Source organism: Priestia megaterium (assembly GCF_046599315.1).
Taxonomy (GTDB): Bacteria; Bacillota; Bacilli; order Bacillales; family Bacillaceae_H; genus Priestia; species Priestia megaterium_F.
Genome location: NZ_JBKIKC010000022.1, coordinates 45,003 through 59,149 on the forward strand (window position 1 = coordinate 45,003; position 14,147 = coordinate 59,149).

17 protein-coding genes are annotated in these 14,147 nt (G+C 36.1%); 2 read left to right on the forward strand and 15 right to left on the reverse strand.

The window, feature by feature from the left end:
• Positions 1-37: 37 nt before the first annotated feature.
• From ACLHDF_RS29800 to ACLHDF_RS29845, 10 genes are all read right to left on the reverse strand, one after another.
• Positions 38-151, reverse strand: coding sequence for a YjcZ family sporulation protein (locus ACLHDF_RS29800; RefSeq protein WP_413922004.1), 114 nt, complete (start codon positions 149-151; stop codon positions 38-40).
• Positions 152-287: 136 nt separating this feature from the next.
• Positions 288-500, reverse strand: coding sequence for a hypothetical protein (locus ACLHDF_RS29805; protein ID WP_013083131.1), 213 nt, complete (start codon positions 498-500; stop codon positions 288-290).
• Between the two features lie 89 nt (positions 501-589).
• The gene (locus tag ACLHDF_RS29810; RefSeq protein WP_413922005.1) at positions 590-2,050 is read right to left on the reverse strand and encodes a PAS domain S-box protein; all 1,461 of its coding nucleotides are present in this window, start codon (positions 2,048-2,050) and stop codon (positions 590-592) included.
• Positions 2,050-2,676, reverse strand: coding sequence for a LytS/YhcK type 5TM receptor domain-containing protein (locus ACLHDF_RS29815; RefSeq protein WP_413922006.1), 627 nt, complete (start codon positions 2,674-2,676; stop codon positions 2,050-2,052). Before ACLHDF_RS29815 ends, ACLHDF_RS29810 begins: the two co-directional genes overlap by 1 nt.
• Before the next feature lie 134 nt (positions 2,677-2,810).
• Positions 2,811-3,071: a hypothetical protein gene (locus tag ACLHDF_RS29820; RefSeq protein ID WP_413922007.1), complete on the reverse strand. Its 261-nt coding sequence runs from the start codon at positions 3,069-3,071 to the stop codon at positions 2,811-2,813.
• 61 nt (positions 3,072-3,132) lie between these two features.
• Positions 3,133-4,029, reverse strand: coding sequence for a GH25 family lysozyme (locus ACLHDF_RS29825; protein ID WP_413922008.1), 897 nt, complete (start codon positions 4,027-4,029; stop codon positions 3,133-3,135).
• Positions 4,030-4,075: 46 nt separating this feature from the next.
• Positions 4,076-4,294, reverse strand: coding sequence for a hypothetical protein (locus ACLHDF_RS29830; protein WP_413922009.1), 219 nt, complete (start codon positions 4,292-4,294; stop codon positions 4,076-4,078).
• A gap of 176 nt (positions 4,295-4,470) precedes the next feature.
• Positions 4,471-5,850 (reverse strand): class II fumarate hydratase, encoded by a 1,380-nt coding sequence (gene fumC, locus ACLHDF_RS29835; RefSeq protein WP_413922010.1) that lies wholly within the window; start codon positions 5,848-5,850, stop codon positions 4,471-4,473.
• Positions 5,851-6,073: 223 nt separating this feature from the next.
• Complete coding sequence (locus ACLHDF_RS29840; RefSeq protein ID WP_413922011.1) at positions 6,074-8,425, reverse strand: immune inhibitor A domain-containing protein; 2,352 nt, start codon at positions 8,423-8,425, stop codon at positions 6,074-6,076.
• 382 nt (positions 8,426-8,807) lie between these two features.
• Positions 8,808-9,104: a hypothetical protein gene (locus tag ACLHDF_RS29845; RefSeq protein ID WP_413922012.1), complete on the reverse strand. Its 297-nt coding sequence runs from the start codon at positions 9,102-9,104 to the stop codon at positions 8,808-8,810.
• 233 nt (positions 9,105-9,337) lie between these two features.
• On the opposite strand from ACLHDF_RS29845, the gene ACLHDF_RS29850 reads away from it, so the two are divergent.
• Positions 9,338-9,931 carry an exonuclease domain-containing protein gene (locus ACLHDF_RS29850; RefSeq protein ID WP_413922013.1) on the forward strand — a complete coding sequence of 198 codons (594 nt, stop codon included), beginning with the start codon at positions 9,338-9,340 and terminating at the stop codon, positions 9,929-9,931.
• A 230-nt stretch (positions 9,932-10,161) separates the two neighbouring features.
• Here ACLHDF_RS29850 and fbpA read toward each other — a convergent pair whose 3' ends face one another.
• The 5 genes from fbpA to ACLHDF_RS29875 all read right to left on the reverse strand — a co-directional run bounded on the left by fbpA (position 10,162) and on the right by ACLHDF_RS29875 (position 13,400).
• Positions 10,162-10,329 (reverse strand): Fur-regulated basic protein FbpA, encoded by a 168-nt coding sequence (gene fbpA, locus ACLHDF_RS29855; protein WP_413922014.1) that lies wholly within the window; start codon positions 10,327-10,329, stop codon positions 10,162-10,164.
• A gap of 232 nt (positions 10,330-10,561) precedes the next feature.
• A complete protein-coding gene (locus ACLHDF_RS29860; protein WP_413922015.1) occupies positions 10,562-12,055 on the reverse strand; it encodes a sodium:solute symporter family protein in 1,494 nt (497 codons plus the stop codon).
• Entirely contained in the window at positions 12,055-12,252 is a 198-nt protein-coding gene (locus tag ACLHDF_RS29865) for a DUF3311 domain-containing protein (RefSeq protein ID WP_413922016.1), read from the reverse strand. Before ACLHDF_RS29865 ends, ACLHDF_RS29860 begins: the two co-directional genes overlap by 1 nt.
• Positions 12,253-12,263: 11 nt before the next feature.
• Complete coding sequence (locus tag ACLHDF_RS29870; protein ID WP_413922017.1) at positions 12,264-12,401, reverse strand: hypothetical protein; 138 nt, start codon at positions 12,399-12,401, stop codon at positions 12,264-12,266.
• A gap of 150 nt (positions 12,402-12,551) precedes the next feature.
• Entirely contained in the window at positions 12,552-13,400 is an 849-nt protein-coding gene (locus ACLHDF_RS29875) for an STAS domain-containing protein (RefSeq protein WP_413922018.1), read from the reverse strand.
• Positions 13,401-13,633: 233 nt separating this feature from the next.
• Here ACLHDF_RS29875 and ACLHDF_RS29880 point away from each other — a divergent pair, with 233 nt between their 5' ends.
• The gene (locus ACLHDF_RS29880) at positions 13,634-14,140 is read left to right on the forward strand and encodes a PCYCGC motif-containing (lipo)protein (protein ID WP_413922019.1); all 507 of its coding nucleotides are present in this window, start codon (positions 13,634-13,636) and stop codon (positions 14,138-14,140) included.
• Positions 14,141-14,147: the final 7 nt, after the last annotated feature.

Here is a 14,147-nt window from a genome sequence, read left to right on the forward strand (position 1 = left end):
ATCTACTAAACTCTTTGTAAATCCGTGCTTTTCCTTTTTATTTAAAACACGTACAACCAACGATAACCAATAAAATAAATAGTACGAGGATTAATGCGAAACCGCCACCGTAACTACCATAGCCGCCATAACCACAGTTGTAAAATCCCATTTCACTTCACCTCCGTAGCCTGTTTACTCTATAGCATATGTACAGGCTAGAAAAAATGCTCGCCCATTTATCGCCCTTTTATGACTACAAAAAAGCTGCCTTTTTCAAAGCAGCTTTTAAGATGACGAATATTAACTTATTTACTTTTAGACGCTTGTTCTTTAAAGCGAAGTATGTAATACGGAACAATACAAATAACCGCCAAAACCAGAGCCGTCAAACTGACTATGCGGGGATTATTAAGCCCAAAAGAATAGTCTCCAAAAGATGCTCCAATCGCAATAATAGCAAAAATAATATACAGTATACGAAATATGTTAATCCACTTTTTCTGTTTAATTGTAACCACTCCTTTGCCTATTTTACTACAACATAGAATATTATAACTTTACTAAACAACTTGTTGCAAAATTTCTTCTGTCTTTAAATGAATATCTTTTATTTTAATGGTAAACAAATCTCTACACTAGTCCCTTTGTTTACTTCACTTTCAATATGAAGAGTTCCTTTATGCTGTTCAATAATATTAAAGCAAATCATTAACCCTAGGCCGATGCCATCTTCTTTAATACTATAGAATGGTTCACCTAAATGTTTTATTCGATCTTTTGGAATCCCTACACCTTGATCGATAATTTGGATATGAATGTGATTGTTTAACTTTTGTCTCAACTCCACCTTAATTTCTCCTCCGGAAGGCATTGCTTCAATCGCATTCTTAAGAATATTTATAAACACCTGTTTCATTTGATTGCTTTCACAAAACACAAAAGATATTTCTCCATATGAATTAAGTTCAATAAAGATATTTTTCATGGTTGCTTGAGGCTGCAGCAATAAAATTACTTGTTGAATTAAAAGCTGCAAATCAATCGACTGAAATGTTACGACCTGTGGTTTTGCTACTGACATGAATTCATCTGTAATCATTTCAATACGCTCAATTTCAGAAGATATAATGTTCATATAGGTTAACTCTTCTTTACTCGCTTTTTCAGTTAATAGCTGCATAAATCCTTTGATGGCCGTTAAAGGGTTTCTAATTTCATGAGCGATAGCTGTAGCGAGCTGACCGACAGCTGCTAATTTATCAGATTTCTGCAGCAGCTCTTCTGTTTTTAAGTACTCCGTCCTGTCTCTTGAAACAATAAGAAGCATTTTTTTGTTTTCTATATTGAACAGCTTACCACTATATTCTAGTTTTTTTATTTCTCCAGACTTAAATGTAAACTGTGATTGCAGCGTAAAAGAAAGATTTTCTTTGCGAATTTCTTCCATCGTCTTTTGAACAATGTCAGAATCCCTAGGTATGATATCTTGGCAAGGTATGGATAAAAGCTTTTCTCTCCTATATCCAAAGCGCTTACAGCCAGCTTCATTTACTTCAACAAAACGAGCTGGAAAATGATTTGAACCTATTTCAAGTAAATAAATCGCATCGTTTGCGTACTCAAATAAGGTGCGATACTTTAACTCACTTTCCTTAAGCTTACGATGCAGAAAGTCAAGCTCTTGTTTAGCTTTTTTAGCCTCGGAAATATCCACACATACTCCTGACAAACCTACCAACTCATCTTTTTCGTTAAAAATCGGAGAAATGGTGATGCGAAGGTCTACTAAACTTCCATCTTTATGAGCTCTTACAACTTCCACTCGATTTATCGCCTCTTTTTCGGCAACGCTCTTTTTTATATTCTCACTTACATCCTCACTAAAAACTCCCGCTACATCGTAATATTTTTTCCCTATCACTTCATGAGCTTTCCAGCCATATACTTTTTCATAGGCTTCATTAACTCGCAAGATCCGCCCTTCTAAATCAGTTATAATAACTGCATTCATGTGATGATTAATAAATGACTCTAACCATTCTTTTGTATATTCCAATTCTTTTTGCATTATTCTGACAAAAAAGAGTCTTCTTTATCCTTATATGAATCTGATTTAGCATATGCAGCTTCTTCAGCGACAGCGTAAAATGTACGATAAAATTCAATCGTCGCTACGGCCACTCCTAGTCCAAGAATGCCGAAAATTAAATATTCTATTTCGCTATAAAACGGCGACTGAATAGGTGTATTCCAGAAGTAACTTGTCAGTAAGACATGAGCGATAAAGTGAATAAAGAAACAAAGAAGAGTTTGTATTGATAAAGAAAACTGCTTTCTATATCGAATAAGAGGAAGGGAAAATAAAAAGGTAAAGATTAAAATTAATATAGTCAGTAACCAATGACTTTCTAAATAAATACTACCTACAGCCATACTGATACCTGCAACTGCACCGGCTTTATAACCAAAATATAGAACGGTCAAAATAAGAGGAAGAAAACGCAAATCATATGTAATCTGTTGGTAAGTAACACTATATACCATAAGAATAGTAGAAACAATACTTGCATAAATACCACTCATCCATTTGTATTTATGAGCTAAACGCTGCAACAAAAATATTCGTATTGCAATCATAAAGCTGACAAAAAATAAAAAAATACATAAGTTAACAAATAATTCGCTACTAATCACTCCTTTTATTCCTCCTTTACTTGTAAATATGCGCAAAATTATTCCCTTATATAGAGAGTGTAACACGAATAAGCGCTGCTATTTATAAAATTAATAAAAAACTAGTCTCACCCGAGGCAAGACTAGTTTTTTTATTATCTATGTTGGTTTTGATACATAGGCCCTTCTGAAATCATATTGCTTTCAGAAACGTACGTAGGATCTGAATAAGCATCTTTATTTAGGCTAGCATTTACCTGTTGTTTTTTAGATAAACTTGAAAGTTTATCTTTAGCACTTCGAACAAGTCCTTTTACTTTTCGACGTTTGGCAGCATTACTTAATACATAAGACGTAATGCCAACTCCTACAGTTGATAGCGTAATACCTGATATTAATGCTTTTCGTTTTCTCATAATAGCTCCTTTCTTGTACCTTTTTGAATCTTACAATAACTTTTCCCTCTCAGGTAATCTCTCAAACCCGATTATTCAGATTATTCGCTTCTTTAACGAGACACATTAGCGTGTCTGCTCCTGCTATCCCATCCGAAAAAAGGCCATAGCGATTCTGAAATATTTTCACTGTGGCAATTAATTCCTCTCCATAAAAACCGTCTGCTCCAAACTTTGGAAGAGAAAAACCTAGTGCAAGTAAATTTTGTTGAATTTGTTTGACTCCTATCCCTTTATCACCTTTGGAATAAACAAAGGGTCCTTTTGCATTGTTTGTCACAGAGAGATTCGTCGTGACTTCTTTGAAAAACGAGAAATCCATTTCGTTTATATCCACATTTGTAGAAATTCCCTTTACTCTGCCAGAATCAGTATACTGAAACATTGCCCATCGCTGCCAATGACTTAGCTCCCCGGGATGTTGCATACCTCTTTGTCTGTTTGAGGCGCTGTATCTTGCTACCCACAAAGAATACTTACTCATTTCATTTGTAAAAAATGTTTTAGCAAAATGATAGTTCGTATATACGATAGGCCTAATCCCTGTGGTTTGGTGAACATGATCGAGCCAGCTTACGGCAAAACGGGAAACAAATTCTTTAGATTTTTTCTTATCTTCTTCTAGATCCAAACAAGGTGGAAGATCTAGTTTCATTTGTCCAAGCTGAGTAATAAAGAATGCAGCTTCTTTCTCTGGATTATTTGTACAGTGAGCATAATGATAAAATCCTACTCTCAAGCCCGCGTTTTTAGCACCTATATAATTTTCGTAGGATTTAGGGTCTACAAAAGTTGTACCTTCGGTTAACTTTATATATACCCCTTTTACTGAGGTGTTTTTTAGTTCTTTCCAATTAATAATTCCTTGGTGATGAGAAACGTCGAGAATAATAGGATTATTTTGGTGTCGTCTTTGCATAGTTTTCACCTCTTTTACTAGCTTCTTTATGTATACGACGAATATCTTAAAACCCCTGTTTTTCCGGATCCTGATATTTTTTTATAACGATGTGTAAAACGCTACTCATTTGAATAGCTAAATAAGCTTCATGTTTTTCGTCATAATAACGATACCACCCCTGTGTATGAATAATAGATTCCTCAAGCTCTTTTACATTTGCTGATTCAATCAATGTACTGATTGATTTTTCATTTCCAAAATAAAACTTCACTTCGTACGTCACTTGAATTCCTCCTTTATAAACACGTAAATACCCTAATTTCATATGTTTGAATCTAGTACAAGTAAGTGTGAAAAATTTTCTTAGCTCGCGATATTTTTATATGTGTTTATTTAGAACAATGTTTATTTTATCATAAAAAAAGAAGCCAAGCAGCCTAAGCTGATTGGCTTCTTTTTTTATTTTGATGGATGAATCATATTAGCAGGATTTACCCACTGCTCAAATTGTTCTTCTGTCAGCAGGCCTGTTTTGACCGCTGCTTCTTTTAATGTCGTTCCTTCTTGATGGGCAAGCTTGGCGATTTTAGCCGCATTTTCATAACCAATGTGCGGATTTAATGCTGTTACAAGCATAAGAGAATTTTCTAAATTATACTGAATCTTTTCGTTATTGGGTTCAATTCCTACTGCGCATTTATCGTTAAAAGCCTGCATAGAATCTGTCAGCAGTCTGACCGATTGTAGAAAATTATAAATAATAACCGGCTTAAATACATTTAATTCAAAGTTTCCTTGACTAGCTGCAATGCCAATCGTCACGTCATTCCCTAACACTTGTGCAGAAACCATTGTCAGAGCTTCACTTTGAGTTGGATTTACTTTTCCAGGCATAATAGAACTTCCTGGTTCGTTAGCAGGAATCGTAATTTCACCTAACCCACTGCGAGGACCGCTTGCTAGCCAGCGTACGTCATTGGCAATTTTCATTAGGTCAGCTGCTAAGGCTTTGAGTGCACCATGGGCGTATACCACTTGATCGTGACTTGTTAATGCATGAAATTTATTAGGTGCTGAAATAAATGTTTTTCCAAGCGTACTGCTGATTTCTTTCGCTACTTCATCACCAAAGTCAGGATGTGCATTTATTCCCGTTCCAACAGCTGTACCACCAATGGCTAACTCCTTCATATACTCTACGCTTTGTTTAATCATTTCTTCATTTTTTTCAAGCATGTGATGCCATCCGCTAATCTCTTGTCCTAGTGTTAGCGGTGTAGCATCCTGCAAATGGGTTCTTCCAATTTTAATAATATCTTTAAACTGCTCTTGCTTCGCAGCGAACGTTTCTTTTAATGTTTTTAGAGCAGGCAATAATTGATCTTCGACTTCTAGTACAGCTGCGATATGGAGAGCTGTAGGAAAAGTATCGTTAGAGCTTTGTGACATATTCACATCATCATTTGGATGAAGTGTTTCATCACCATTTATTAGCTGGTTTCCTCGGTGGGAAATCACTTCATTTACATTCATATTTGACTGCGTTCCGCTTCCTGTCTGCCATACGACTAAAGGAAAATGTTCATTCCATTTCCCTTCAATAATTTCGTTAGCAGCTTGCACGATGGCTTCGGATTTCCCTGCTGATAGTTTGCCTAACTTATGATTACTAATAGCTGCACTTTTCTTTAAAACCGCAAAAGCGCGTATTACTTCAATTGGCATTTTTTCAATCCCTATTGGAAAGTTTTCTTTACTTCTTTGCGTCTGCGCTCCCCATAGTTTATCTTCTGCTACTTTGATTTCTCCAATTGAATCTCTTTCGATACGATAGTTCATAGTTAGAACTCCTTTTCAATATTTTCTTTACCTATTAGTATTGATTATATGGATGAATTTCATGACATGATAACCATTATTCACTGTTGAAAATTCCCTTTTTTTTATTTTTTAAACGGTCGTAGAGATTTTGATTATTTAGCTCATAGTTTATTTTGATTTTCTAACATAAAAAAAGATCCGAAGAATACGCTCTTCAGATCTTTTTTTAATACGTCTAATTTTACTTATGAATCCATACAGCACCAGCTGAATTGTCTTTCGCTTCACCAATCACGTCTAATTTTAATCCGTTTTGAGGAAGCAAGCGGCCTGCATCTTTAATTCTTTCATCTAAATACGATTTTTTGTCGTTGAAGCTTGTAACGCCATTTGATTCTTTAGATGAAATAGTTCCCCACGTTTTATGAGAATATGACCAAGCAGGTGATTTATCAAATGAGAAAGCCGCGTCTGCAATTTGATATCGGCTTGAGTTTGCTGTAGTGCTAATACCATTTACATTAAAGTACAGAACTTTATGAGCATGTGAATCAACTACACCGAGGAATCCTTCACCCGGATGTTGTCCTACCCAGTTGTCAAGGTAGCTTTCATCTGCGTACCAAAGCAGCATGCCCGTATTATATTTTGCACCGCGCGCGAATTGAAGTGCTTTATCACTACCTTCATAGTTTCTCCACTCAAGGTAATAATAGTTATCTTTATAGCTGATGCCGTTTGTTTTCTCAAATCCATCTAACGTTACTTTTGGAGTTCCTTCAGCATCGTCCGTAAATACCGTTTTTCCATCTACTACTAAACTAGCATTATCAAGAGCAAATCCTTGAAGAGCAAGTCCCCCATCCGTTACGTATTCAAATTGAAGCTTGATTTTTTTACCTAGAACCTTCGTTAAATCGTAGCTTTTCTCTTCCCATTTTCCGTTAGATGTTTCAGCGGAACCGTCTGCATTATTCGCTTTATCACCAATTGTATCTAACAGAACTTTTGAACCGTCAGGAAGAATTGCATTTACATATAAATAATCGTATTCCGCTTCTACTTCATAGAACGCTTTATAATTAAACATCGCTGTTTTGGCCGCTGTTAAATCAAACTCTGGCATCGTCATCGTCGTATGCAGATCGTCTCCGCGTTTACTGTAGTAATAATTGCTTCCAAACGCAGGCTTAATCCCTTGAACAGCTTTTTTAGGTAAGTTAATCTTCACAATACCCGGTCGTTTAGATTTTGTCACGCTTTGATCAATTACACTTACAGATCCTGATTTTGTAATATTTTTGCTGTCGATTTGTTGGATATTTGCCCAGTTCCCACCCATATTTGCCTGGAAAAACTCTTTATTTTGCGGGGAAAAACTTGTCGGTTCCGTTCCAGCTATTTCACCAGCCCAGCTTCCTCCGCTCATAATTGACCAAACGCCTACCGGTTCACCTTGTCCTGTATACTGTGTATCATACTCATCAGGCAAACCTAAGTCATGGCCAAATTCATGAGCAAAAACGCCAACTGCTCCGTCTTCTGGCTCAATTGTATAGTCATAAGCAGCCATGTTTGTTCCAGGGACCTTATACACTTGTCCTAAAGTAGAGCGGTGAGACCAGATAGCATCATTTCCTAGTTTGCCTCCACCCGCCTCTTGTCCAGTTCCAGCATGAATGACCATTAAGTGGTCAACTATGCCGTCAGGCTCATTGCGGTTGCCGTCTCCATCGATATCATACTGGTCGAACTGATCGTAATCTGAAAGGTTAATGCCGCTTTTTGCTGCTGCAGCAAGCGCTTCTTTTACAAGATTACGGGGCCCTTTAGATCCAGGCGCATTATCGTTACCTCCCGCTGGATTGTCTGCACCGTATTCTTTTGCGTTTCCAGGTACAGTTAACCAGTCAGAAACGGTTCCATCTACTGTGTAACTACCTCCAGACTGTTCTTCATAATATTGTTTAAACGTTTTAATTTTCTTTCCATTAAATAGCGTAAAGTCTTTATTCCCAAACATTAATTGTTGATAGTGATTTCGGTTAAAATCTTTTGCATACATGTAACCAGGCTCTTGAACGACATTGTTATGCTTAAAGTCTGCGAATTCGACTAAAAGAACAAGAACTTTATCTTTTCTGACCTGTCCTTTATATTTTGCCTGAGCTGCAGGTTTAACGTTTACCCCATTACCAGAATTGTTTTCTTGAGACTTAATATTAGCAAATTCGCCTCGCTGAAACTTTTCTTTTTGTTTCGTTTGCATTTCTTTCGCTTTCAAATCAATTTTGCTAGCTTTATGTCCCTTCATGCTTTCTTTATGTGTATCTTTTTTGTTTATGTAAGAAGTAACGGCTTTCTTCACTTCTTGTGGTGTTGCACTTTGAGAAATAACTCCTTGGTTTTTCAGTGCGTTAGCCAATCTCTCTTCAGGTACTGTATTCATATCAATTGGTGAACTCGGAAGCTCCTCCGATTGTACGGTTTTAGCTGAAGCAATACTTCCATTCATAAGCACTGGCCCCACTCCGCTTAATGTAACAGTTGTGGCAAGAAAAGATGTCCCCAAAATCTTTTTCCAGCTTTTCAAGTAAACCCCTCCATTTTTGAATTTTCAAACTATTATCAAGATTTATTTTATAATCTAAAACTAGGAAGGTCAACTACATTTTACTATATTATTAAAATTTTTGAATTTTGGTAGACAATATAAAATAATTTTAGAATATGTAACTAGTTTTCTTTGCCTGACAACTAAAATGTCTGATAAACCCTTCTCACATATGCAAATTCCGTGCCAAATCAACCACCAAAAACGTAAATTCATGAAGCGTCTTTTTTTAGGAAATTAGAACTATCTTTATCGTATTACTATTATATAAAAACAAAAAAATTCCCCATTATAGATACAGAAAAATAAAAAAATCACTTCTCGATAGACGAGAAGTGATGATTTCTGTATGCTATTAATGTTAAGAATGTTCTTTTTGACGCTGCAGTAAGATATGATAGAATGACATGCTCCAAATAGACATATTACGCGCTGCGATTTCATAAGGTTTTTCATCAATTTTAAACAAGAAGTTCCCTTCATAACTCACAGATTTCCCTTGCTTTTCTAGCTCTTGTTTAACAGCTTCAATCCATTCCACTGCATTCGTATAGTGTTTGTTCAAACGAACTTTAATAGTTTGATTCCTGTAATGAATAAAAGATGTAATTCCCCAAAAAATTAAGACAAGAAAAAGTACCATATACAGCAATTGCATGATAACGATCCCCTTCTTCCTTCATTTCATTATTTTCAATGAAGACTTAATTTAGATGAGTAAATATTACTATTCTCCTTTGCTGTCGTCATTTCCTTTAAAAAAGTAAATTCCTTTTTCACTTGCAAGTATAAAATAAAACAGTATACATGCTTAACCATCTTTTTCACTAACGTTTTCTGTAGAAAAATGATAAGCTAATAGAATGATAAATAGAAAGGGAGGACAACGAGTTGTCAACTGAACAAGTTAAATTAGCGGCCGTTTTGGACATTGAAACAACGGGATTAAGTGCTCAAACATGTGATATTATCGAACTAGCAATTGCTGTTGTTTCTTATGATTCTTCGACGGAGAAAATAATCGAAATTGTAGAAGAATACGAAGAATTTAATATGCCTTCAACTCCCATTTTCCCGTACATTACAAACTTAACAGGAATTACAAATGAGATGGTTGAAAATAAAACATTAGATGATAAAAAGGTAGAATCGCTGTTAACTAGCGTTTCAGCTCTCATTGCTCATAACGCTTCTTTCGACCGCAGTTTTCTTTTGAAACGGTATCCGTCTTTATCTAATCAAAAATGGCATTGCTCTATGCGTGCTGTCAAATGGAAAGAGTACGGCTTTCCTAATAAAAAACTAACAACGCTTCTTGACCATCATCATATTAAGAGAGAGAATGCTCACAGAGCTATGGACGATGTGAAAGGAACCATTGATTTGCTAAGACAGCAAAATCCTAGCGGACAGCCCTATTTTTCTGAAGTATTAAAAAAAGCAATGAGCAAACCTAAAAAACCAGCAGCTTCCACGCGTTTTTAACTCATCACAAAAAAGCGCAGCTTTTGCGCTTTTTTTGTTTTCATTTGCATGTTTCTTAAGGATTGAGATATATGTTTGGGGATTATACTTGGAAACAGTGAGGTTTTAAACCCACGAAGAAAAAGTGCTTGTTTTCAAACAAAAAAGGCCGTGTAGGAACAAACTGACCCGCTGTTGTCTACAAATATATACGAAATCAGCTGAATTTCTAATAATCTGAGAGATTTTAATTACACTTCCCTTACCTTTTGCTTTTGAAGATCGTGATGCGTTTGTTCTAGTTCACTTAAATTCAATTCATACAAGTGTCTTCCATCTTCTGTTTTAAAGTAACCCGATTCAATAATTTGATTCATTAAAAAATCTTTCTTTTGCTCAAATGCTTTTTCAGATGTCATGTTATCATCTCCTCTTTTAGGTAAATATCTTTCATAGAAAAGACGTACGCCGCTTGTGGCATACGTCTTGTTGCTTTTAACATTTGTTAACTATATTTTAAAAGCAACGCAATTGTTACGTTTTATAGAAAAGGCTGCCTTTTGTACGTGTTGCAGCTATATTGAATATTTTAATAATGCACTACTTTTATACCCTTCATGATGTTCTTAAAACACAATTTTTAAAAATTTTTCACAAAACTTGTTTTTCATCTACTGCCCCGCTTTCAAACTGAGGCCGTGTGGCAATTTTTCTCGTCGCTAAACTGACCACTATTAATACAACTAAATTAATAAATAAAGAAATAACGCCGACATTTGTATCTTTAATGATTTGTGGCAATGCAGGAAACAGCATGCCGAGCGTTGTTTCAGTAATCGTTATATACATCACAGATGCAATACCGGCAACGATACCTGCACACGCCCCGTATTTAGTGACGATATTGTTTTTCATTAAACTAAAAATAAAAGCAGGAAACAGCTGCGTCACAATGCTGTAGCCCATAAGTAGGAGTGGTACAATAGTATTACCTCTATGAAGTGTAAAATAAACTGAAACAAGAGCAATGACCGGTACAAAGCACTTAGCCAGTATCGAAATTTGCTTACCAGTCGCTGATGGAACAAGAACGCCATAAACGTTTTTAGATAGTGATGTAGAAGCCGCCATTAAGAGCATCGATCCAGGAACAAGTGCTGTTAATAAACCAGCTGCGCCAATAAAGCCGACAACCCACGGGTCAAATGTTTGAATGGACAGACGAAGCAGTGACAAATCTGCTTCTGCACCTTGTAATCCAGGCACCTGCATAAGAGCGGTAAATCCTACAAAAAAGACAAAAAGCAGCATTAACGTATAAATAGGGCTTATAATAGAATTTTTTCGAAATACGTTCTCATTTTCAGCTGAATACGTGGCATTAAACGTATGCGGCCACATGTAAAACCCTAATACGGTCAGCATGACTGTAGAAATAAACCAAGAAATACTTAGCCCCGTCTTTGGAAGAGTGAGAAACGTTGGATTTGCTTGATGCACAGCCTCAAACATTGGCTGTAAGCCTCCGTAATAATGAAGCGGCATATATATTCCTAAAAATAAAACGACAATAAAAATCATAATATCTTTAACAATAGCCGTCCACGCGGAACCATGTATGCCTGATATCATTAAGTAAACCGTTAGGGATATGGCGCCAATCCAAATGGATGCAGTTGAAGAAATAGAACCATAAGATGCTTCAGATACAATAATACCTAAACCTTTGAACTGTAAAATAATATAAGGAACAATTGCAAGCACACCTGCGCAAGAAACAACGAGGCCAAGAAACGGGCTGTTGTATTTTGAAACAAAAAAATCCGGCTGAGACATGAGCTTATGTTCCTTCGCATATCGCCATATTTGCGGACCAATCCAATATCCTAACACGTATGCTAAAGAAATATAGGCTAAAATATAAAACGCCGGCCCTCCTTTTTCATATGCCCAGGCGCTTCCTCCTAGAAACGTAAAAGTAGTATAGATTTCACCTGCCATCAAAAAGAAGACAAAAATAGTTCCAAACCCTCTTCCGCCTACGCTCCACTGCTCTAAGTCCATTTTTTTGCCTCGCGTAGCTCGAATTCCAAGATAAATAGCTAAAAGTAAAAAAACAAAAATAATAATCAGCGCGACATTCATTATTTATCTCCTCCTTTAACAGCAGGATCAAACTTGTACACAATACCCATAATGAAAGATGTAAGAATTACCCACATAACAATCCAAAAGAGAAAAAAAGGCATCCCTAAAATAAACGGCGTCACTTTGTTAACAAATGGTAATAAACCTAATATCCCTACAAACGGAAGCAGGCAAAGAAGATAAATTATTTTCATAGAACCCCTCCTTAATCACACGGCTTATCTAATACTTTAACAATCTCATATGTACTTCTCTTATCCTTCTCTTTATACCTCCATTCTTGAGCTAAACGAGACGTTTGACATAGAAAACCGCCGTTTGTTTGCTTCTTAGTATCTTCCATTTGTCCCCGGGTGAAAAGGAGTTTGTAAGGCATACTTACAAGATTCCGAACAGACAGGAATATTATTCCATATACAAAATATAAAAAAAAGAAACGGAACTGAAAGTAAGGGTCTCACACAGTTCCGTTTCAATCTAGCTCTGCTACACTTTATTCTTTTTTCTTTACACCAAGCGAAGAGAGCGCTTGTTTTAGGTGTCCAAACGTTTCAATTTTATTAAAATTAATTCCTACATTAACAGCCGTCTGGGCCATGTCAGGACTCAATCCTGACATAATCGCATGAATGCCTAGCAGCTGCAAAATGTTAATCAAATCAAAAAATTTGTGAGCGACATAGGTATCTACATAATTCACACCTGATAAATCGATGACTAGATGCCTTATCTGTTTCTCTGCGCACTTTTTTGGAACAACCTCGATAATAGAATCACCTTTGATTTCATCAATAAGTCCCACCAAAGGCAAGACCGCAATGTAATCTACAATGGGAATCACAGGAAAGCTCGTTTCGTCGATTAGCTCCTGCTGAAGACTGATTTTTTGTCTTGTGATTTTATAATACTGCTCGGAAAATTCATTAATAAGTTTATCAAATGTTGTATGATAAACTTCGCTCCAAGACAGTATATCTTCTTTTGTAATAGATGAATGTATCAGGCTGTATGTTTCGACATACGTCCAAATGATTTTTCTTGTTTTGCTTAGCGCTTCTACCACTTCGTAAATCGGCGTATCAAATTTAATTCTGCTATTTACTACTTCCGTAGTCCATTTCATCATACGTTGTTTGAAAATCTCCTGATCGTCAAGAAAGCCGCTAGCAATTGTTTCAATCGTATAAAGATGTTGCTCACGCAGCTTTTTCTCAATCGAAGCATCTGCGTCCTTTGAGTAAATCGATCCTTTAATATCACTTCTTTGGCGCAGCCATTCCTCACTGATAGAGGCTGAATGTTCTAAAATATATTCAAAAAGACGTTGATTTTGTTCACTCACTGCTTTTTAACCTCCGTTCACTTTCTCCTTCTGTCCAATTACTTACAAAACGCACCTTTTGATAAATCTAATCTTCATATTTTTCCTCTTCCATCTCTATCATACACGATACCGCCCCTGCATACTTATAGAGAATTAGATATAAACAAGCAGGTATTTGATTATCTACATAGATAAACTACCGTGCATGACGCAACTATCATTTATTTTCAAATGAAAGGATGTTAATTGTATTGAATAAATCAATCATTTTATTGGGGGTTCTCGCTACAAGTATTGGATTATCTGCCTGTTCAAACAATACCACGACTTCTTCTGCTACAAACTCTTCCGCACATTCAGGTCATGAACATCATAAAGCTGCAGTGGCTGACATTCGTGAAGAAACCAAAGGAGTAGATGTTTTACCCCAGTTTTTGAAGAATCAGCCTAAAGATATGAAACTAGTTTATCTATCCGTTGCTAAAAATCGTGAACTACTTGAAAAAATCCCTTGTTACTGCGGATGTGGTATGGAAGCAAATCACAAAAATAGCTATGACTGCTTTATTTTTCAAAACAAACAAAATGGAGCAGTTGTGTGGGATGATCATGGAACAAAATGCGGATTATGTATAGAAATTGCAGCTAAAGCTATGCTCGACTATAACCGAGGCAAATCAATAAAAGATATTCGCAAAGACATCGATGAAAAATATAAAGAAGGCTATGCACAACCCACTCCTACTCCTTCCTTGTAGAACATCG